This window comes from Streptomyces sp. ICC1, assembly GCF_003287935.1.
In the GTDB taxonomy this organism is placed as follows: domain Bacteria; phylum Actinomycetota; class Actinomycetes; order Streptomycetales; family Streptomycetaceae; genus Streptomyces; species Streptomyces tritrimontium.
This window is the reverse complement of record NZ_CP030287.1, coordinates 1,696,427-1,716,046: the sequence shown is the minus strand read 5'-3', so window position 1 is coordinate 1,716,046 and position 19,620 is coordinate 1,696,427. Positions and strand designations below refer to the sequence as shown.

At 70.9% G+C, this 19,620-nt stretch carries 18 protein-coding genes and 1 riboswitch; of the genes, 7 read left to right on the top strand and 11 right to left on the bottom strand.

Going from position 1 to position 19,620, the window contains the following annotated elements; genetic code table 11:
* Window positions 1–6 precede the first annotated feature (6 nt).
* From DRB96_RS08105 to DRB96_RS08095, 3 genes are all read right to left on the bottom strand, one after another.
* Window positions 7–843, bottom strand: coding sequence for a carbohydrate ABC transporter permease (locus tag DRB96_RS08105; protein WP_239516758.1), 837 nt, complete (start codon window positions 841–843; stop codon window positions 7–9).
* A 56-nt stretch (window positions 844–899) separates the two neighbouring features.
* On the bottom strand, window positions 900–1,922 hold the full coding sequence (locus DRB96_RS08100) for a sugar ABC transporter permease (protein ID WP_112447799.1): 1,023 nt from the start codon (window positions 1,920–1,922) through the stop codon (window positions 900–902).
* A gap of 175 nt (window positions 1,923–2,097) precedes the next feature.
* On the bottom strand, window positions 2,098–3,378 hold the full coding sequence (locus DRB96_RS08095) for an extracellular solute-binding protein (RefSeq protein WP_112447798.1): 1,281 nt from the start codon (window positions 3,376–3,378) through the stop codon (window positions 2,098–2,100).
* 295 nt (window positions 3,379–3,673) lie between these two features.
* Between DRB96_RS08095 and DRB96_RS08090 the strand changes: the two genes are divergently transcribed.
* The 6 genes from DRB96_RS08090 to DRB96_RS08065 all read left to right on the top strand — a co-directional run bounded on the left by DRB96_RS08090 (window position 3,674) and on the right by DRB96_RS08065 (window position 11,351).
* Window positions 3,674–4,438 (top strand): GntR family transcriptional regulator, encoded by a 765-nt coding sequence (locus DRB96_RS08090; RefSeq protein WP_112447797.1) that lies wholly within the window; start codon window positions 3,674–3,676, stop codon window positions 4,436–4,438.
* A gap of 223 nt (window positions 4,439–4,661) precedes the next feature.
* On the top strand, window positions 4,662–6,824 hold the full coding sequence (locus DRB96_RS08085) for a carbon starvation CstA family protein (RefSeq protein ID WP_112447796.1): 2,163 nt from the start codon (window positions 4,662–4,664) through the stop codon (window positions 6,822–6,824).
* A complete protein-coding gene (locus tag DRB96_RS08080; RefSeq protein ID WP_112447795.1) occupies window positions 6,821–7,018 on the top strand; it encodes a YbdD/YjiX family protein in 198 nt (65 codons plus the stop codon). Before DRB96_RS08085 ends, DRB96_RS08080 begins: the two co-directional genes overlap by 4 nt.
* A 91-nt stretch (window positions 7,019–7,109) precedes the next feature.
* A complete protein-coding gene (locus tag DRB96_RS08075) occupies window positions 7,110–7,607 on the top strand; it encodes a GNAT family N-acetyltransferase (RefSeq protein ID WP_112447794.1) in 498 nt (165 codons plus the stop codon).
* 56 nt (window positions 7,608–7,663) lie between these two features.
* Window positions 7,664–7,776: riboswitch (cobalamin riboswitch) on the top strand.
* A 141-nt stretch (window positions 7,777–7,917) separates the two neighbouring features.
* Window positions 7,918–10,323 carry a ribonucleoside-diphosphate reductase subunit alpha gene (locus DRB96_RS08070; protein ID WP_112447793.1) on the top strand — a complete coding sequence of 802 codons (2,406 nt, stop codon included), beginning with the start codon at window positions 7,918–7,920 and terminating at the stop codon, window positions 10,321–10,323.
* Window positions 10,324–10,394: 71 nt separating this feature from the next.
* A complete protein-coding gene (locus tag DRB96_RS08065) occupies window positions 10,395–11,351 on the top strand; it encodes a ribonucleotide-diphosphate reductase subunit beta (protein WP_112453284.1) in 957 nt (318 codons plus the stop codon).
* 20 nt (window positions 11,352–11,371) lie between these two features.
* Here the strand turns inward: DRB96_RS08065 and DRB96_RS08060 are convergent, their stop codons facing one another.
* On the bottom strand, window positions 11,372–11,608 hold the full coding sequence (locus tag DRB96_RS08060) for a hypothetical protein (protein WP_112447792.1): 237 nt from the start codon (window positions 11,606–11,608) through the stop codon (window positions 11,372–11,374).
* An 81-nt stretch (window positions 11,609–11,689) separates the two neighbouring features.
* Between DRB96_RS08060 and DRB96_RS08055 the strand changes: the two genes are divergently transcribed.
* Entirely contained in the window at window positions 11,690–12,670 is a 981-nt protein-coding gene (locus DRB96_RS08055; protein ID WP_112447791.1) for a helix-turn-helix domain-containing protein, read from the top strand.
* Window positions 12,671–12,678: 8 nt separating this feature from the next.
* Here DRB96_RS08055 and def read toward each other — a convergent pair whose 3' ends face one another.
* The 7 genes from def to DRB96_RS08020 all read right to left on the bottom strand — a co-directional run bounded on the left by def (window position 12,679) and on the right by DRB96_RS08020 (window position 19,593).
* Window positions 12,679–13,323: a peptide deformylase gene (def, locus tag DRB96_RS08050; protein ID WP_112447790.1), complete on the bottom strand. Its 645-nt coding sequence runs from the start codon at window positions 13,321–13,323 to the stop codon at window positions 12,679–12,681.
* Between the two features lie 106 nt (window positions 13,324–13,429).
* Window positions 13,430–14,449 carry a hypothetical protein gene (locus DRB96_RS08045; protein ID WP_112447789.1) on the bottom strand — a complete coding sequence of 340 codons (1,020 nt, stop codon included), beginning with the start codon at window positions 14,447–14,449 and terminating at the stop codon, window positions 13,430–13,432.
* A 141-nt stretch (window positions 14,450–14,590) separates the two neighbouring features.
* The gene (locus tag DRB96_RS08040) at window positions 14,591–15,817 is read right to left on the bottom strand and encodes an HD domain-containing protein (protein ID WP_239516057.1); all 1,227 of its coding nucleotides are present in this window, start codon (window positions 15,815–15,817) and stop codon (window positions 14,591–14,593) included.
* 20 nt (window positions 15,818–15,837) lie between these two features.
* Window positions 15,838–17,454: an HD-GYP domain-containing protein gene (locus DRB96_RS08035; protein WP_112447787.1), complete on the bottom strand. Its 1,617-nt coding sequence runs from the start codon at window positions 17,452–17,454 to the stop codon at window positions 15,838–15,840.
* Window positions 17,455–17,683: 229 nt separating this feature from the next.
* On the bottom strand, window positions 17,684–18,013 hold the full coding sequence (gene rsrA / locus DRB96_RS08030; protein WP_112447786.1) for a mycothiol system anti-sigma-R factor: 330 nt from the start codon (window positions 18,011–18,013) through the stop codon (window positions 17,684–17,686).
* On the bottom strand, window positions 18,010–18,654 hold the full coding sequence (locus DRB96_RS08025; protein ID WP_008741505.1) for a sigma-70 family RNA polymerase sigma factor: 645 nt from the start codon (window positions 18,652–18,654) through the stop codon (window positions 18,010–18,012). The genes rsrA and DRB96_RS08025 overlap by 4 nt, the downstream gene beginning before the upstream one ends.
* Window positions 18,655–18,933: 279 nt before the next feature.
* Window positions 18,934–19,593 (bottom strand): alpha/beta family hydrolase, encoded by a 660-nt coding sequence (locus DRB96_RS08020; protein WP_112447784.1) that lies wholly within the window; start codon window positions 19,591–19,593, stop codon window positions 18,934–18,936.
* Window positions 19,594–19,620 lie beyond the last annotated feature (27 nt).

Below are 19,620 nucleotides of genomic sequence, written 5' to 3'. Positions count from 1 at the left end.
GGGCCGTTATCCCTTCACGGCGCCGGCGGTCATGCCGCCGACGGCCTTGCGCTGGAGGAAGATGAAGATCAGCAGGACCGGGACCGCGAAGAGCGAGGACGCGGCCATGGTGGCGCCCCAGTCGTTGCCGAACGCCGTCTGGAACTGGGTGAGCCACAGCGGCAGGGTCTGCGCGGTCTTGTCCTTGTTCAGGATCAGGACCATCGCGAACTCGTTCCAGGCCGTGATGAAGCCGAAGAGCGAGGTGGACATCAGGCCGGGGGCCAGCAGCGGGAAGATCACCTTGCGGAAGGCCTGGCCGCGCGTGCAGCCGTCGATCTGGGCGGCTTCCTCCAGGGTCACCGGGACGGCGGCGATGAAGCCGCGCAGGGTCCAGATGGTGAAGGGGAGGACCATCACGAAGTAGATCGCGGTGAGCAGCGGGAGGCTGTTCAGCATCTCGGAGTCACGGGCGATCATGTACATCGCGATGACCATGACCTCCCAGGGCGCCATCTGGGCCATCATCACCGCGAGGACCAGGCCCTTGCGGCCCTTGAACTTCATGCGGGCGATGGCGAAGCTCGCGGCGAGGGCCACGACCAGGGCCAGGGTGACGGCTCCGACGGTGACGATGAAGCTGTTCGTGACGTAGGTCCAGAACAGGTCGACGCCGGTGGCCTTGGTGAAGTTCTCCGCCGTCGGGGTGAAGACGAAGACGGGGTCCTTGGAGAGGATCTCGCTGGACGGCTTGAGGGCCGAGGAGAACATCCAGTAGACGGGGAAGACGAAGAGGACGGCCAGGAGCAGGGCGCCGACGTTCTTGGCGACGGCCGCGGGGCGGATCGGCCGGCGGTTGCGCAGCTGCTGGGGCTTCGCGGACGGCGCGGACGGCGCGGGCTTCGGGGCGGTGGTGGTGCTCACTGCTCCTCCTCCTGCTTCAGGATCAGACGGAAGTAGAAGGACATGACGATCACGAGCATCACGATCGTCAGGACGGAGATCGCCGCGGCCAGGCCGTAGTGGCCCTGGCTCTGGCCCTCTACGTACGCGTAGATCGTGAGGGTCTCGGAGCCGCGGTCGGGGCCGCCCTTGTTCATCGCGTAGATCTGGGTGAAGGCCTTGAAGACCCAGATGACCTCGAGGAACGTGGTGACCAGGAAGAACGACTTGAGGTTCGGGAAGACGACCTTCCAGAAGGTCTGCCAGCCGTTGGCGCCGTCCATGCGCGCGGCCTCGTACAGCTCGCCGCTGACCGTGGTCAGGCCGGCGTACATGTTGAGGGCGACGAAGGGGATCGAGCCCCAGGCCACCAGCACGGTGATGATCACCATGGTGGAGAGGCCGGTCTCGAACCAGTTGTGCTGGTCGTAGCCGGCGAAGCCGAGCGTGCGCATGATCCAGTTCATGACGCCGTACTGCTCGTCGAACAGCCACTGGAAGACGGTCACGGAGGCGACGATCGGCATGGCCCAGGCCATCACCAGCGCCATCGACAGGACCAGGCGCATCCACTTCCCGAGCCGGTTCAGCAGGAGCCCGATGAGGCTGCCGATCACCATGATCAGGAGGACGTTGCCGGCGGTGAAGAGGAAGCTGCGGACCACCACGGTCCAGAACTGGGAGTCGCCCAGCAGCTGGGTGTAGTTCTCCACGCCGTTGAACGGCGCCTTCCGCTGGATGAACTCGATCTTGTCGACCTTCTGGAACGACAGGATGATGTTCTTGACCAGCGGGTACAGCAGCAGGGTCGCCATGCTGAGCACGGCGGGCCCGATCAGGAGGTACGGCAACCACCCTGAGGGGAGCGACTTTCTGCCCCCGCGAGGAGACTGGGACGCTGCCTTGGCTCCGGTGGGCGGCGGCGTCTTGGCCGGCCCCGCGGACTCGTGTGGTGCGTCCTGTGGAGCGGAGGTCGCCGCTCCCTGGGAGTGCACGGTCATGTCTGGGCTTCCTCGCGGTTGACTGTGGCGACTCGCACCCGCTTCCCCGCTCGGAGCAGGCGGCGCTTACGTCTGTCAATGCGCGACCGGGGGCGCGGCGGGCGCTCTGGGCGCCCACCGCACCCCCCGGTGCGTTCAGTACTGGTACTGCGGGTCCTTCGGGTGCTTCGGGGTGCTACTTGTTGATGCGGCTCGCGATTTCCTTGTCCGCGTCCGCGCCCGCCTTGGCGGCGTCGTCACCCTTCAGGACCTTCGTCATGAACTCCTTGATGGGGTTCGGCTCGGTCTCGACGTTCGCCCAGCCCGGGGTCACCGGGGTGATGTTGCCGTTGGCGCCGGCCTTGGCCATCGCCTCGGCGAAGGAGCCCGGGGCCGGGGCGAAGTTCGCGCCGACCTGGTTCGGGAGCAGCGCGCCCTTGGTCTCGGCGGCGTACTTGGTCATCTGGTCCTTGCCTGCGGCGAGGGCCAGCCACTCCTTGGCGAGGTCCTTGTTCTTGGAGCGCTCGGCGATCGCCAGGTTCGAGCCACCGAGGAAGACGGTGCCCGGCTTGTCGGCGGTCTTGCCCGGGATCGGGAAGTAACCGAAGTCGGCTTCCTTGCCCGCGTCCTTCAGCGCCTTCTCGGCACCGCCGGCCTCCCAGCCGAGACCGATCCAGGAGGCGACGCCACCCTTGGGAACGACGTCGGTGGACTGCTGCGGGTTCGCCTCGTCCTTGTCCTTCGGGGCGGTGGAGAAGGACTGGAGCTTCTTGTAGAACTCCATCGCGGAAGCGGCCTGGGGGGTGGCGAGGCCACCCTTCCACTTGTCGCCGTCCTTGACGGCGAGGTTGCCGCCCTCGTCCCAGATCAGACCGGCGAGGACGTACCAGCTCTGGCCGGGCAGGTAGATCGGCTGCGAGGCCGGGTCCGCCGCCTTCAGCTTCTCCAGACCGGCGACCCACTCGTCGCGGGTCTTCGGCGCGGTGACGCCGGCCTTCTCGAAGGCCTTCTTGTCGTAGATGACGACGCGGTTGGCCGCGTACCAGGGAGCGGAGTAGAGCTTGCCGTCGATCTCGGCCGAGGCCAGACCGCTCTTGGCCCAGGCGTCCGCACCGAGCTTGGCCTTGTCCTTGGTCAGGTCGGCGAGGCCGCCCGTGACCGCGTAACCGGCGGTCTGGGTGTTGCCCAGCTCCAGGACGTCCGGGGGGGTGTTCTCGGAGAGGGCCGTGGTGACCTTCTCCTGGATGCCCTTCCACGGCTGGACCTCTACCTTGACCGTGACACCGGGGTGCTTGGCCGAGAACTCCGCGTTGACCGCGTCGATCCAGGTCTTCGGTGCGGAGCCGTCCATCACCCAGACGGTGATCTCCTTGGCGCCACCCGCGTCGGCCTTCGGCTTGTCGTCGCCGTTGCCGCACGCCGCGACTCCGACCATCATGCCCGCGACACTGACCGCCGCGATGAGCTTGCGCTTCACGCCACCCTCCTCAGGGATGCTGCCTGCAACTTCCCTCGCCCGCCGCGGTGACTCAAAAGCGTCAAGTACTGCCCGTGGGGCCGGGATCTGATCCATATTGGTGTAGACCAGTAGCTGGAGCTTGGCCTAGACCTTTGGGGGTGTCAAGGGTCTAATGAGCGGGTGCTCGGTCCGTTATCGGACCGACACCTGGGGGAGGGAGGAGGCCTGTCCTCCCGCCCGTGTCACGATGTGACCGCACATATCGGAGGAGCCGGTGACGGCAACGAAACTGGAGTCGGGAAGGCGGGCGGCGATGGCCACCGAAGGGGCGACCACGGAGCCGGACGGCGGGCCAGCCACCCGCACGGCGCGCGTGCCCAAGTACTACCGACTCAAGCGGCACTTGCTCGACATGACCGAGACACTGCCGCCCGGCACGCCGGTACCGCCCGAGCGCACGCTCGCGGCCGAATTCGACACCTCCCGCACCACGGTGCGACAGGCGCTCCAAGAGCTCGTCGTCGAGGGCCGGCTGGAACGGATCCAGGGCAAGGGCACTTTCGTGGCCAAGCCCAAGGTCTCCCAGCCGCTCCAACTCTCCTCGTACACCGAGGACATGAGGGCCCAGGGCCTGGAGCCGACGTCCCAGCTCCTGGACATCGGCTACGTGACGGCCGACGACACCCTCGCCGGCCTGCTCAAGATCGCCACCGGCGGCCGGGTCCTGCGCATCGAGCGGCTGCGCCTGGCGAGCGGCGAGCCGATGGCCATCGAGACCACCCACCTCTCGGCGAAGCGCTTCCCGGCGCTGCGCCGTTCGCTGGTCAAGTACACCTCCCTCTACACCGCCCTCGCCGAGGTGTACGACGTACGGCTCGCCGAGGCCGAGGAGACCATCGAGACCTCGCTGGCCACCCCGCGGGAGGCCGGCCTGCTCGGCACCGACGTCGGCCTGCCGATGCTGATGCTTTCGCGCCACTCGCTGGACGCCGACGGGGAGCCCGTCGAATGGGTGCGCTCCGTCTACCGCGGCGATCGTTACAAGTTCGTCGCCCGACTCCAGCGCCCCGCCCTCTGATCCGTAGTTGACTCTCGTTCCGCTATGCGGACGGGGGCTTACGTCCAGCGGTCGGGCCCCCGTAGATTCCCTGCGCTTACGCAGATGATCGACGAGGGGACCAGAGATCATGCCGGAACCGGAAGCATCGGAAACGGAACGGAACGCGGCGAGTCCGGGCACCATGCCGGGCTCGCCTTCTCCATCAGGGGGCCCTGCGGGCGCGCAGGGCGGGCTCGGGGGCATGTCCCCCAAGTCAGTGGCCCTGTGGGTGCTCGTGGGGCTCGTGGGGGCCATCGGCTGGGGCGTGCTCGCGCTCTCGCGCGGCGAGGAGATCTCGGCCGCCTGGCTGCTCGCCGCCGCACTGGGCTCGTACGCGATCGGCTACCGCTTCTACGCGCGCTTCATCGCGACCCGCGTGCTGCGGGTGGACAAGACCCGCGCCACCCCCGCCGAACGCCTTGACAACGGTGTCGACTTCCACCCGACCGACCGACGGGTGCTTTTCGGCCACCACTTCGCCGCCGTCGCCGGCGCCGGGCCGCTCGTGGGCCCCGTACTCGCCTCGCAGATGGGCTACCTGCCCGGCACCATCTGGATCATCACGGGCGTGATCTTCGCGGGCGCCGTCCAGGACATGGTCACGCTCTTCTTCTCCACCCGGCGCAACGGCCGTTCGCTCGGCCAGATGGCCCGGGACGAGATCGGCCCGGTCGGCGGCGCCGCCGCGCTGATCGCCGTCTTCATCATCATGATCATCCTGCTGGCCGTGCTGGCCCTGGTCATCGTCAACGCGCTGGCGCACTCGCCGTGGGGCGTCTTCTCCATCGGCATGACCATCCCGATCGCCCTCTTCATGGGCTTCTACCTGCGCGTCCTGCGCCCGGGCCGGGTCACCGAGGTCTCCGCCGTCGGCGTGGCGCTGCTGCTGCTCGCCATCGTCGCGGGCGGCTGGGTCGCGGAGTCCTCCCTGGCGGGCACCTTCACCCTGGAGAAGGAGACGCTGGTCATCTGGATGGTCGTCTACGGCTTCGTGGCGTCCGTGCTGCCGGTGTGGATGCTGCTCGCCCCGCGCGACTACCTCTCCACCTTCATGAAGGTGGGCACCATCGGGCTGCTCGCCGTGGGCGTGGTCATCGCCATGCCGACGCTGAAGATGCCCGCGGTCACCGAGTTCGCCTCGCGCGGTGACGGACCGGTCTTCGCCGGCTCCATGTTCCCGTTCGTCTTCATCACCATCGCCTGCGGAGCGCTGTCCGGCTTCCACTCGCTGGTCTCCTCGGGCACGACCCCGAAGATGATCCAGAAGGAGACGCAGGTCAAGGTCATCGGCTACGGCGCGATGCTGACCGAGTCCTTCGTCGCCGTCATGGCGATCATCGCGGCCTGCATCATCGAGCCGGGCCTGTACTTCGCGATCAACTCGCCCGCCGGCGTGGTCGGCGCCACCGTCGAGACCGCCTCCCAGGCGGTCACGAACTTCGGGTTCTCCATCTCCCCGGAGGCGCTCACCCAGGCCGCCAAGGACGTGGAGGAGACCAGCCTGCTGTCCCGTACGGGCGGCGCCCCGACCTTCGCACTCGGGATGTCGGAGATCTTCTCCTCCGTGATCGGCGGCGCCTCGATGAAGGCGTTCTGGTACCACTTCGCGATCATGTTCGAGGCCCTGTTCATCCTGACCACGGTCGACGCGGGCACCCGCGTGGGCCGCTTCATGCTGCAGGACACCCTCGGCAACGTGCACAAGTCCTTCAAGGACGTCAGCTGGAAGCCGGGCGTCTGGTTCGCCAGCGCGGTCGTGGTCGGCGGCTGGGGCTACTTCCTGTGGGTCGGCGTCAAGGACCCGCTGGGCGGCATCAACCAGCTCTTCCCGCTGTTCGGCATCGCGAACCAGCTGCTCGCCGCGGTCGCCCTGGCCGTCTGCACCACCCTGCTGATCAAGTCGGGCCGGCTCAAGTGGGCCTGGGTGACGGGCATCCCGCTGGCCTGGGACGTGGCCGTCACGCTCACCGCCAGCTACCAGAAGATCTTCTCCGACAACCCGAAGATCGGCTTCTTCGCACAGCGGGACGTCTACCAGGACGGCATCGACGCGGGCAAGGTCCTCAAGCCCGCCAAGAACATGGACGAGATGCACACCGTGGTCACCAACGCCACGGTGGACGGCGTCCTGTCGGTGCTCTTCGCCGTGCTGATCATCATCGTGCTGCTGGACGCCGCCCGCACCTGCTTCCGCGCCATCCGCAAGCCGGAGTCGGTGACACTGGCCGAGGTCCCGTGGAGCGAGTCCAAGATCATCGCCCCCGCCGGGCTGATCGCCACCGCCGAAGAGCGGGCGGAGCTCGCCGCAGCCGGCCTCGACTCGGGCGGGGGCCGCGTCGAGGAGACCGTACGGGAACCCGCGTGAGCGGGCTGCGCCGCGTGCTGGGCCGGGCCCGGTTCTTCGTACGGGAGTTCTCGGGCGAAGCCGCGTACGACCGCTACGTCGCGCACGCCCGTACGCACGACCCGGACGCGCGGGTCCAGAGCCGCCGGGCCTTCGAGCGCGCCCGCACCGACGCCCGCGAGGCCGACCCGCGCCAAGGGTTCCGCTGCTGCTGAACCCGCGGGGCCGAAAGGGCCGCCGCGTCCGCGCCGTTCACGGTGCGAAACGCGGCGGCCCTTTCGCGCGCCCTGTCGCACACTCGGTGCCATGGACATCCTCATCAGGGCGGCAGCGGCCGCCGAATACGAAGAGCTGGGCGAGCTCACCGCGCGGGCCTACCTCGATGACGGACTGCTGACCTTCTCCGAGGACGACCCCTACCTGAGCCGGCTGCGCGACGTCGCCGGCCGGGCCCCCGACGGCGAGGTGCTCGTCGCCGAACACGACGGCGCGCTGCTCGGCTGCGTGACCTTCGCCCCGCCCGGCAGCCCGCTGTGCGACATCGCCGGCCCCGGCGAGGCGGAGTTCCGGATGCTGGCCGTCTCCCCCGCCGCGCGCGGGCGCGGCGCCGGCGAGGCGCTCGTACGGGCCTGCATGACCCGCGCCCGGGGCCTGGAGGGCGTGGACCACCTGGTGCTCTCGACCACGGAGAAAATGCTGGGAGCCCACCGGATCTACCACCGTCTCGGCTTCGTCCGGACGCCGGAACGGGACTGGTACCCGGTCCCCGGACTCCCCCTGCTCACCTACCGCATCGAGCTGTGACGGTGCGCCGACTTCGGTGAACGACACAACATGTGGGGGCTACCGCATACGGTCGCCCCCACATGTATGCTCATGGCTGCTGTCGCCGCAGGGAAATCCGGTGTGAATCCGGAACTGTCCCGCAACGGTATGAAAAGTCCGAGGACCTGCCGACAGCGCGCCCGGGTCGACCGAACCGGGTGCCGATACGTCCGGGCCTCGAGGTTGGGCCGGTGGACGCCGTGCGGTGTACGCGTTCCTGCCACGCCCGCATGCGCTCCCCCGTGCCCGCCCGCCGAAGATCCGGGCCGAGCGAGGGAGAGCTCCCGCCGTGACCATCGCGCCTTCCGCACCGCGCGCCGAGTCCATTTCTGGCGACAACACCGAGGGCCCGGGGGCCACGCTGCTGCGTACCCTCACCGAACTGACGGCGGACCTCCCCGACACCGACCCCGGCCGGGTCGCCGCCGCCGCGCTGCGCGGCCGCAGCGCGGCCGCCGACGACGCGGAGCTGCGCACGCTCGCCACCGAGGCGTCCGCCGGCCTGATCTCCGAGGACCCGGCGTACTCCCGCCTCGCCGCCCGCCTGCTGACGCTGGCCGTCCGCGACGAGGCCGCCGGCCAGGGCGCCACCTCCTTCTCCGAGTCCGTCGAGGTCGGCCACCGCGAGGGGCTCATCGCGGACCGCACCGCCGACTTCGTGCGCCTGCACGCGAACCGGCTCGACGCGCTGGTCGAGCACGCGCTCGCCGAGGGCGCCGACGACCGCTTCGGCTTCTTCGGCCTGCGCACCCTGCACAGCCGCTACCTGCTGCGCCACCCGATCACCCGCCAGGTCGTCGAGACCCCGCAGTACTTCATGCTGCGCGTGGCCTGCGGCCTCGCGGAGGCTGGTCCCAACGGTGAGATCGGCGGCGTCCAGGCCGTCGAGGAAGTGGCCTCGCTCTACCGGCTGATGAGCCGCCTCGACTACCTGCCGTCCTCCCCCACGCTCTTCAACTCCGGCACCCGCCACCCGCAGATGTCCTCCTGCTACCTGCTGGACTCCCCGCTGGACGAGCTGGACTCGATCTACGACCGCTACCACCAGGTCGCGCGCCTGTCCAAGCACGCCGGCGGCATCGGACTGTCGTACTCCCGCATCCGCGCCCGCGGTTCCCTGATCCGCGGCACGAACGGCCACTCCAACGGCATCGTGCCGTTCCTGAAGACCCTCGACGCCTCCGTCGCCGCCGTGAACCAGGGCGGGCGCCGCAAGGGGGCCGCAGCCGTGTACCTGGAGACCTGGCACGCGGACATCGAGGAGTTCCTGGAGCTGCGCGACAACACCGGTGAGGACCAGCGCCGCACGCACAACCTGAACCTGGCCCACTGGGTGCCGGACGAGTTCATGCGCCGCGTGAACGCCGACTCCGACTGGTCGCTGTTCTCCCCGGCCGACGTCCCCGACCTGGTGGACCTGTGGGGCGACGAGTTCGACGCCGCCTACCGCAAGGCCGAGGCCGAGGGCCTGGCCCGCAAGACCATGCCCGCGCGCGACCTGTACGGCCGGATGATGCGCACCCTCGCGCAGACCGGCCAGGGCTGGATGACCTTCAAGGACGCCTCCAACCGCACGGCGAACCAGACCGCCGAGCCGGGCACCGTCGTCCACTCCTCGAACCTCTGCACCGAGATCATCGAGGTCACCAACGACGGCGAGACGGCCGTCTGCAACCTCGGCTCGGTCAACCTCGGCGCCTTCGTGGTGAACGGGGAGATCGACTGGGAGCGGCTGGACGAGACCGTCCGCACCGCCGTGACCTTCCTCGACCGCGTCGTGGACATCAACTTCTACCCGACCGAGCAGGCCGGCCGGTCCAACGGCCGCTGGCGTCCGGTGGGCCTGGGCGCGATGGGTCTGCAGGACGTCTTCTTCCAGCTGAAGCTGCCCTTCGACTCCCCCGAGGCGAAGGCCCTTTCGACGAAGCTCTCCGAGCGCATCATGCTCGCGGCGTACGAGGCCTCGTGCGACCTGGCCGAGCGCAGCGGCCCGCTCCCCGCGTGGGAGCAGACCCGCACCGCGCGCGGCGTCCTGCACCCCGACCACTACGACGTCGAGCTGAACTGGCCGGAGCGCTGGGTCGCGCTGCGCGCCCGCGTCGCGAAGAGCGGCATGCGCAACTCGCTGCTCCTGGCGATCGCCCCGACGGCGACCATCGCCTCCATCGCGGGCGTGTACGAGTGCATCGAGCCGCAGGTCTCCAACCTCTTCAAGCGCGAGACCCTGAGCGGTGAGTTCCTCCAGGTCAACGGCTACCTGGTGCAGGAGCTCAAGCGGCTCGGCGTGTGGGACGCCCAGACCCGCGAGGCGCTGCGCGAGGCCAGCGGCTCGGTCCAGGGCTTCGGCTGGATCCCGGCGGAGGTGCGCGAGCTGTACCGCACGGCGTGGGAGATCCCGCAGCGCGGCCTGATCGACATGGCGGCGGCCCGTACGCCGTTCCTCGACCAGTCGCAGTCGCTGAACCTGTTCCTGGAGACGCCGACCATCGGGAAGCTGTCCTCGATGTACGCGTACGCCTGGAAGCAGGGTCTGAAGACCACGTACTACCTGCGTTCGCGCCCGGCGACGAAGATCGCCCGCGCCGCCTCCGGCAGCGTGGTCCCCGCGGCCGCCGCCCCCCTCCCGCAGGCCGTCGACGCCGACGCGCTGGCCTGCTCCCTTGAGAACCCCGAGTCCTGCGAGGCCTGCCAGTGAGCTCCAACGACACCAAGACCGCGTCCGTCAAGAACCTGCTGGACCCGGGCTTCGAGCTGACGCTGCGCCCCATGCGGTACCCGGACTTCTACGAGCGCTACCGCGACGCGATCAAGAACACCTGGACCGTCGAGGAGGTCGACCTCCACTCGGACGTCGCCGACCTCGCGAAGCTGACGCCCTCCGAGCAGCACATGATCGGCCGTCTGGTCGCGTTCTTCGCGACGGGCGACTCGATCGTCTCGAACAACCTGGTGCTGACGCTCTACAAGCACATCAACTCCCCGGAGGCGCGCCTGTACCTGTCGCGCCAGCTCTTCGAGGAGGCCGTGCACGTCCAGTTCTACCTGACGCTGCTCGACACCTACCTGCCCGACCCGGACGACCGCGCGGCCGCGTTCGACGCGGTCGAGGAGATCCCCTCGATCCGCGAGAAGGCCCAGTTCTGCTTCCGCTGGATGGATTCGGTCGAGAAGATCGACCGGCTGGAGACGGCCGCCGACCGGCGCCGCTTCCTGCTGAACCTGATCTGCTTCGCGGCGTGCATCGAGGGCCTGTTCTTCTACGGCGCCTTCGCGTACGTGTACTGGTTCCGCTCCCGCGGCCTGCTGCACGGCCTGGCGACGGGCACCAACTGGGTGTTCCGCGACGAGAGCGCCCACATGAGCTTCGCCTTCGAGGTCATCGACACGGTCCGCAAGGAGGAGCCCGAGCTCTTCGACGACGCCCTCCAGCAGCAGGTCGTCGACATGCTGAAGGAGGCCGTCGAGGCGGAGCTGCAGTTCGGCCACGACCTGTGCGGTGACGGCCTGCCGGGCATGAACACCGAGTCCATGCGCGAGTACCTGGAGTGCGTCGCGGACCAGCGCCTGGTCCGCCTCGGCTTCGCGCCGGTCTACGGCTCGCAGAACCCGTTCTCGTTCATGGAGCTGCAGGGCGTCCAGGAGCTGACGAACTTCTTCGAGCGCCGCCCGTCGGCCTACCAGGTCGCGGTCGAGGGCTCGGTCGACCTGGACGAGGACTTCTAAGCCTGGACCGAGGCCTGGACCTAGGCCCGGGGAGAGCCGATCGGCTTTCCCGACAGCGTCCCCGCCCACGGGGCGACCGGCTTGGCCGGTCGGATCCCCGGGCGGGGGCGCTTCGTCGTTCCCGGCGTCCGCGCGCCCCGCCGGGCCGCGCGGATCTGGCGGTCGAGGCGGCGCTCGCGCAGGGCCCCGTAGAGCGCGGGCCCCAGGAGGAGGGCGGCCACGGCGAGGACGAGGAGGTAATCGAGGAACGTGTTCATGACTCCACTTTCGCCGGGTCGCCAGAAACCGGACAGTGGCAGGACTGTCACAAGAGAGCGAATTACTGCCACACTGGGGTCATGGTGAAGACTTCCTCGCTGAACAACGTCGCCGTGGCCGTCGTGAACGGCGTCGCCCCCTTCGAGATGGGCATCTTCTGCGAGGTATTCGGGATCGACCGCAGCGCGATGGGGCTGCCGACCTACGAGTTCGCCGTCTGCGCGATGGAGGACAACCCGCTCACCGTCGGCGACGGCCACTACCGCCTCACCCTCCCCCACGGACCCGAGCGGCTGGAGGAGGCGGACCTGATCTGCCTGCCCGCCGACCGCGACGCCCCCACCCGCGACTATCCGGAGCCCCTCCTGGAGTCCCTGCGGCGGGCCGTGGACCGGGGGGCGCGCGTGCTGAGCGTGTGCAGCGGCGCCTTCCTGCTGGGCGCGGCCGGCCTGCTCGACGACCGGCGCTGCACCACGCACTGGATGCACGCCCCGGCCCTGGCCCGCCGCTTCCCGCGGGCCGTGGTCGACCCGGACGTGCTGTACGTGGACGAGGGCCAGGTGATCACCTCGGCCGGCACCGCCTCCGGGATCGACGCCTGCCTGCACGTCGTACGCCAGGAGCAGGGCGCGGAGGTGGCCAACACCATCGCGCGCCGGATGGTCGTCCCGCCGCACCGCGACGGCGGGCAGGCGCAGTACATCCAGCGCCCGCTGCCCCGCACCGCCTGCGACACCGTGGGCGAGGTGATCGGCTGGATGGCCCGCCACCTGGAGGAGGAGATCACCGTGGAGCAGCTCGCGGAGCGCGCCCACATGTCCGCGCGGACCTTCGCCCGCCGCTTCCTCCAGGAGACCGGCACGACCCCGTACCAGTGGGTGCTGCGCCAGCGGGTCCTGCTGGCGCAGGAGCTCCTGGAGGCCACGGACGAGACGGTCGACGCGATCGCCGGCCGCTGCGGCTTCGGCACCGCGGCCGCCCTGCGCCACCACTTCCTGCGCGCCCTGGACACCACCCCGAACGCCTTCCGCCGTGCCTTCCGCGGCCCGGCGGCGGCCTGAGGGGTCGGCTACGCGTTCGGGACCGTCTCGTAGCGCGGGGTGCCCTCTTCCATCTGGCGCAGCGCGTCCTTGCGGTCCCGCTTGGAGAGCCGGTCGATGTACAGGTACCCGTACAGGTGGTCGGTCTCGTGCTGGAGGCAGCGCGCGAAGTAGCCGGTGCCGCGCACCTTGATCGGGTTGCCCTGCGCGTCCTGCCCGGTGACCTCGGCGTAGTCCGTGCGGGCCAGCGAGGCGTAGGCGGTCGGGACCGACAGGCAGCCCTCGTTCGAGTCGTCCAGGACGCGCGCGGCGGCCGGCAGCTCGACGAGCTTCGGGTTGACCACGACGCCGGTGTGGCGGTTGCCGTCGTCGTCCGGGCAGTCGTAGACGAAGACCTTGGCGTCCACGCCGATCTGGTTCGCGGCCAGGCCCACGCCCTCCGCGGCCTTCTGGCTGGCGAACATGTCGTCGATCAGCCGCGCCAGCTCGTCGCCGAACTCGGTGACGTCCTTGCACTCCCGGTGCAGGACCGGGTTGCCGACCACCGTGATGGGGCGGGCCGTGCCGCGCTCGCGGTGGGCGAGCTCGCGCGCCTCACAGTCCTCGGTGTCCACGACGTACCCGTCGTTCTCTTCACCGACGACACCGACCACGTCGTTCTCCTGCTGCGCCATGTCCGCCGTACGCCTTCCGTAAGTCCCGGTCCGCCCAATAAAAAACATGAGCACCGCGCCACTGATCGGCGCGTCCTGATGTGCCGGTACAGCCTACGGCCCCCGCTCAGCAGACTTCTTCGAGATCCCGCCACTCGCGGCTGTCCGGGCTGTCCGCGACCCATCCGTCGAGCAGCCCGCGCACGAGCCCGGCCGGCGCCGCGATCCCGCACTCCCGCTCGGGCACCCACAGGGATCCGGAGCCCGCCGTACGGTGCCCCAGCGGGCCGGGGTGCCCCGGTTCGCTGTGGTCGTGCGGGTCCAGGTGCTCGCCGTCCCCCTCGCCGCTCGGCATCGCGCTCTCCGAGCAGGTCCGGCACAGCAGCCGCACCGACGAGGACCAGTCCTCGGCGGCGAAGCCGGCGTCGGAGGCCAGCTGCTCCAGGGCATTGCGGTCGGCCTCGGTGGCCGCCTCCAGCAGCACCACCCAGGTCGGCACCGGGGAGGGGGCCCACAGCTCGATCTCGTCGAAGACGGGGTAGGAGGGGCCGGCCGCAGTGACGCGCTCGCCGTGCGGGACCCCGTCGTGCAGCACGACCTCGCCCCAGCGCCGCCCCGAGGAGGGCAGCGGGATCGACAGGACCTCCATGCGGGCCGGGTCCAGCCGGCGGCCCCAGACCACCTCGGCCTCGCCCTCGGGCGACAGGCGCACGGCCGCGCTGCCCAGCTCCATGCCGACCGGTTCGCCGTGGGCGGGCCCCCCGGGGCGGGTGCCCGCTCCCGCTCCGTGCGGGTCCCCGGGCACCTTCAGCCCGTACGCCTGCCAGGCTCGGCGGGCCAGTGGCCAGTCCTGCAGGGCGGTCGCGGCGATGCCGACGTTCCACCAGTCCGGGGCGCCGGTCTCCCGGTCGAGCAGGGCCACGGCGCGCAGTCCGGCGGCCCGCGCCTGCTCCCAGTCGTGGCGGAACTTGTGGAGCAGCGCCAGGTTGAACCAGGACTCGGAGAGCCAGGGCTCCAGGTCCGCGGCTCTGGTCAGGAGCGCGCCCGCGTCCTCGTACCGACCGTCGCCGATCAGCGTGAACGCGCGGTCGGTGGCCTGCCGCCACGAGGCGGAGGGCCTGTGCCGTACCTTCCCGAAGATCCTCACGATTCCCGCCTGCCGGTCCGACGATGCAACGGTGCAGCCTTGCGGACTCTTCCGGACACTCTTCCTGGTGACATTCTTGCCCGGGACACTCTTACTGGCATCCAACCATGCCCACTCGGGCGGCCGCTCATTACCCATGGGTTACCCAGGCGGGACGGGTACGACTCTGGCACGTCCCCCGCGGGCGAGCACCCTGGCCAGACACTCGACCACTTCTGGCTGGTAGTCGTGCCCGGTGCCCAGCCGGAGCCGCTCCAGGGCCTCCAGTGAGCCGCCCGGGTGACGGGCCCCGCCCACGAGGTCGTCGTACGCGTTGACCGCGCGCACGATGCGGGCGGCGACGGGCTGGTCCCGGTACGGGTCCGCCTGGAGCTCCACCACCACCGCGACCTCGGCCGGGACTCCCGTCTGGCGGGCCACCTCCCCGCCGAGCGCGGCGATCCGGCGGGCTTCGGCGGCGGGCAGCTCGGCGGTGGCCCCGGCCGGGACCGGGTCGACGAGGGAGAGCTGCCCGATGTCGTGCATGAGGGCGGCGTACTCCAGCACCGTGAGCTCCCGCTCCGAGAGCCCCAGCTCGCGGCCCACCGCGCAGCTGAGGGCGGCGACGCGGCGGGAGTGGCCGGGCCGGGTGTAGCCGGCGATCTCGGTGGCGCGGGCCAGCGAGGTGATGGTCTGGCGGTAGGTGGTGCGGATGGCGGTGATCCGGTGGAAGGACATCTGGGTCAGCAGCAGCGGCACGCTGAAGACGGGCACCGCCCACAGGCCGGCGACGGCGACCCCCAGCGCCATGACCACGCCCGTGGCACAGATCGCGGAGCCGATGCCGAGCTGGGCGCGCATCTCGTCGCGCAGCAGCGGGGCGAAGGGCCAGCCGGTGCGGGCCCAGCCGAGGACGGCGGCGAGGAGGGCGTCGCACAGGGCCGTCAGTCCGAGCAGGAAGAGCACGAGGTACGGGCCCTGGCCGACCCAGTCCTCCAGCCGGCCGGAGTTGTAGAGCGGCTGGAAGCAGACGGCGGCGAAGGTGACGGTGAGGACCCGGCGGGCCAGGTGGTCGAGGGCGGGGCCGCGGCCGCGGGCGATGTGCGGGACGATCCCGACGAGGGCGGCCGCGACGACGACGGCGACGATCTGCAGGACCCCGTGGTGGGTGGACTGCCCGGCGTTCTGCCCGAGCAGGGCGTACGCGAGCGCTCCGGCGGAGCCGAGCGGCGCGGGCCGGCGGCGGGCGGCGTCGCCGCGGTCCCGGCGGGCGAGCTCGCCGATGGTGATCAGGGTGCCGAAGGCCAGCGCGATGCCCGGCTCGGCGAGCCCGGTCCACAGGGTGTGCCCGAGCGCGGCCGCCGTCAGCAGGCCGGCTACCCCGCGCACGCATCCGGCGGCCCATGTCCTCACGTGCCCGCCCCCGCCGCGCCGGCGCCGTCGGCGTCGCGGCCGGTCTGGGGCGCGGCGCCGCTCTCCGCGGGCCGGCCCGCCTGGGCGGGCAGTCCGGCGAGCACCGGGGCACCCTTGCCGTCCGGGGCGCTCCGGGCGTCCGGGGCGCTCCGGGCGTCCGGCCCGCTCCGGGCGTCCGGGGCCGCGTTGTCGGCCGGGGCCGCCTTGTCGGCCGGGGCCGCCTTGTCGGCCGGGGCCGCCTTGTCGGCCGGGGCCCCCGAGGGGATCACCTGGAGGTCCTCGTCGGAGGTCACCGTCGGGTGCCAGCCCTGCCGGCCGATGGCCTCGACCAGCGCCCGCACCATGTCCGGGTCGAACTGCGCCCCCGCGCACCGTTCGAGCTCGGCCAGCGCCACCGGGACCGGGCGGGCCCGGCTGTAGGACCGGGTCGAGGTCATCGCGTCGAAGGCGTCGGCCACCGCCACCACCCGGGCCAGCACCGGGATCTGCTCACCGGTCAGCCCGTACGGGTAGCCGGAGCCGTCCACCCGCTCGTGGTGGTGCAGGATCGCGGCCCGGGCCTCGCCCAGGAAGCCGATGCCGCGCACCATCTCGTGCCCGTACTCGGGGTGCAGTTCGATGATCCGGCGTTCCTCCGGGGTCAGCGGTCCGTCCTTGCGCAGCAGTCGGGTCGGCACGCCCAGCTTGCCCACGTCGTGCAGGATCCCGGCGATGCGGACGACTTCGAGGCGGTCCTCGGCCATGCCCAGCTCGCGGGCGATCATCGCGGAGGCCTGGCCGACGCGCTCGCTGTGGCCGCGCGTGTAGCGGTCCTTGATGTCGACGGCCTGGACCAGTGCCCGGATGGTGGCCTGGTGGGCGGCGCGCTCGCGGTGGTACTGGGCGAAGACCCAGCAGGAGATGTACATCGGCAGCAGGACGAGGAGTGCGGCCGGCAGTCCGTACGGGCTGCGCCACATCACGGCCATCATCAGCCCGGCGAGGCCGTGCACGCAGTGCGGGGCGAGGGACCGGGTCAGCAGACCGTGCCAGGCCGTGGCGGCGGGCCGGCGTTCGGCGGTGGCCAGGACGCCGCCGTCGAGGGCGGTGAGCACCAGGCAGAAGGCGACGGCGGCGGCCGCCGCGGGGAGCATCGCGTAGGGGAAGTCGGCGACCCAGGCCGCGGGACCGGGGGCGCCCGGACCCGGCGGCCCGGCACCGCCGGAGGAGCCCGCGCCCAGCGCCGTCGGACCGCCCAGCAGCCCGTAGAGCCGGCCGGCGGTCCAGGCGGCTATCGCCTGCTGCGCCGCGTGCCAGACGCGCCGCACCCGGGCGGGCCGCTGCACCACCGTCCCGGCGAAGGCGCCGGGCAGCGCGACGAGGGCGGCCGCGGCGGGCGGCAGCAGGAACACGGCGGCCAGCACCACGGGGAAGAAGGAGCCGAGCCCCTCGGGCACCCGGCGGCCCATGAGCGGGCAGACCTTGACGAGTTCACAGCCGAGGTAGAGCACGGCGAGCAGGCCCGCGGAGGGCCACGGGGTGGCGGGATCGACGAGGGCCGGGGCGATGCAGGCGCAGGCGGCGAGGACGGCGCACAGGATGTAGGCGCGCGCCGCCGACGGAAGTACCCGCATGGCGCTCTCCTCCCCCTGAGCCGTGCAAGCCAGGTACCGAATCAAACCAGTACCGAATGGGGAGAATAAGTGGGGCCGGGAGCGAGCTGGGCCACATTTTCGCATTGCACCATGCGGACGCCCCCGGATTACCACCTTCGAGTGAAGGAAGTGCCCTTCCGGGGGCGGCTGTTCGAGATGGTTCAATCAGCGACTACTTGATCGGCCCCATCGGCGTACGCGGCCGAATTCAGCCCTTCGCTGATCCCGGCAGCGGTTCGGCGACCACCGGCGAGGCGGTGACGTCGTGGTCCGGAACGGCCTGACCCGAACGGATCAGTTCGATCCGTCCCATCACCTTCGAGCGCAGGTCGGTCGGTACGTCGTCCGATCCGCAGCAGCGCTTGACCAGCTTCTTCACGGCCTGTTCCAGGCCGTACTTCTCAAGACAGGGATTGCACTCGCCGAAGTGCGCCTCGAACTTCGTGCAGTCGCTGTCGGGCATCTCCTGGTCCAGGAACTCGTATAGGTGGTCCAGGACCTCGGAGCACTCCGTCTCGTGCGCATCTCCGCAGCTCATGAGCCCGAGCCTTTCAGGTCGTTCGACTCTCCCGCGCCGGCGGGGACGAGCCCGCGCTCACGGGCATAGTCCTCCAGCATTCCGCGGAGTTGACGGCGGCCACGGTGCAGTCGCGACATGACCGTACCGATGGGTGTACCCATGATGTCCGCGATCTCCTTGTACGCAAAGCCCTCTACGTCGGCAAGATAGACCGCGATGCGGAACTCTTCCGGAATGGCCTGCAGGGCTTCCTTCACATCCGAATCGGGCAGGTGGTCGAGCGCCTGCGACTCGGCGGAACGCAGCCCGGTCGACATGTGCGACTCGGCGCGCGCCAGCTGCCAGTCCTCGATCTCCTCCGCCGCGCTGCGCTGGGGCTCGCGCTGCTTCTTGCGGTAGGAGTTGATGAAGGTGTTGGTCAGAATGCGGTACAGCCACGCCTTGAGGTTGGTGCCCTCGCGGAACTGGTGGAACGACGCGTACGCCTTCGCGTACGTCTCCTGGACCAGGTCCTCGGCGTCGGCCGGATTGCGCGTCATGCGCAGGGCGGCCGAGTACATCTGGTCGAGGTAGCCGAGGGCGTCCCTCTCGAAGCGCGCGTTGCGCTCCGGGGTCGTCTCCTCCGCGTGGCCTTCGTCGGTCCCGGCGACAGGACCCACCTCCTCCGACTGCGTGGCGGCTCCGAAAGCGGACCCGCTCGAATCGGAGAATAGTCGACCATCCCGGTCGGCCGCCGCCCGAAGCGTCCCGCGCCCCGGTGCGGGCAGCACTGTCCAGTCCAGGTCAGCGGCCTGCGGACGGTTCTGGCTGATGACCTGCGTCATGCGCTCGCTCTCCTCACGACGTGCTCCCGTATGTACCGACATCCGGGACAACAGAAGGGCGGGGCACGGCATTCCCCGGCGGCGGCGGGTTCGGGGCCGAACGGGCGTCCGGGCTCACACGGGAAGCCGGCCGAGCCACCCGGCCACCGCCCCGGTGATCACCTCCAGGGCCTCGTCCTGGGTCAGGTCCGCCTTCTTCGGCACGGCGAAGCCGTGGTCGCCGAAGGCCACCTCCACCAGCTCGTACGGGGCTTCGCGCCCGGCCGCCGCCGGAAACTCGCCGGGCCGCCCGAAGGGGTCGCGGCCGCCCTGCACGACGAGCGTCGGCAGCCCGGCGCCCAGCAGCTCCTCGGCCCGGGACTTCTCGGGCCGGCCCGGAGGGTGCAGCGGGAAGGCCAGGGCCAGCACCCCGGCCGCGCCCAGCCCGGCTGCGGTCCGGCAGGCCACCCGGGCCCCGGCGCTGCGCCCGCCCGCGACGACGGGCGCTCCCGGCGCCGCGAGCGCGGGCCACAGGGCGCGCCAGCCCTCGTCGAGCACCTTGGGCGCGGCGGCGACCTTCTTGCCCGCGACCCGCCACGGCTGTTCGACCAGCGCCACGGTGACCCCGTGGGCGGGCAGGGCGGCGGCCAGGGCCACGAGGTCCCGGGCCTCGATCCCGCCGCCGGCGCCGTGGCCGAGGGCGAGCACGAGGCGCGCCCCGCGGCCCCGGGCCGGGTGCCAGGTGATGCGGGCCTCGCCCGCCGGGGTGTCGACGCTCTCGGTACGCGTGGTCATCCCCCGATCATGCCGGTCCGGGGGCGG

Excerpts from the sequence above, each read along its gene's own strand:
- DRB96_RS08100 (WP_112447799.1), bottom strand. The coding sequence starts at position 1,922 with ATGACCGTGCACTCCCAGGGAGCGGCGACCTCCGCTCCACAGGACGCA.
- DRB96_RS08090 (WP_112447797.1), top strand. The coding sequence starts at position 3,674 with ATGGCCACCGAAGGGGCGACCACGGAGCCGGACGGCGGGCCAGCCACC.
- DRB96_RS08085 (WP_112447796.1), top strand. The coding sequence starts at position 4,662 with ATGTCCCCCAAGTCAGTGGCCCTGTGGGTGCTCGTGGGGCTCGTGGGG.
- DRB96_RS08075 (WP_112447794.1), top strand. The coding sequence starts at position 7,110 with ATGGACATCCTCATCAGGGCGGCAGCGGCCGCCGAATACGAAGAGCTG.
- DRB96_RS08065 (WP_112453284.1), top strand. The coding sequence starts at position 10,395 with ATGCGGTACCCGGACTTCTACGAGCGCTACCGCGACGCGATCAAGAAC.
- DRB96_RS08060 (WP_112447792.1), bottom strand. The coding sequence starts at position 11,608 with ATGAACACGTTCCTCGATTACCTCCTCGTCCTCGCCGTGGCCGCCCTC.
- DRB96_RS08055 (WP_112447791.1), top strand. The coding sequence starts at position 11,690 with ATGGTGAAGACTTCCTCGCTGAACAACGTCGCCGTGGCCGTCGTGAAC.
- def (WP_112447790.1), bottom strand. The coding sequence starts at position 13,323 with ATGGCGCAGCAGGAGAACGACGTGGTCGGTGTCGTCGGTGAAGAGAAC.
- DRB96_RS08035 (WP_112447787.1), bottom strand. The coding sequence starts at position 17,454 with ATGCGGGTACTTCCGTCGGCGGCGCGCGCCTACATCCTGTGCGCCGTC.
- rsrA (WP_112447786.1), bottom strand. The coding sequence starts at position 18,013 with ATGAGCTGCGGAGATGCGCACGAGACGGAGTGCTCCGAGGTCCTGGAC.
- DRB96_RS08020 (WP_112447784.1), bottom strand. The coding sequence starts at position 19,593 with ATGACCACGCGTACCGAGAGCGTCGACACCCCGGCGGGCGAGGCCCGC.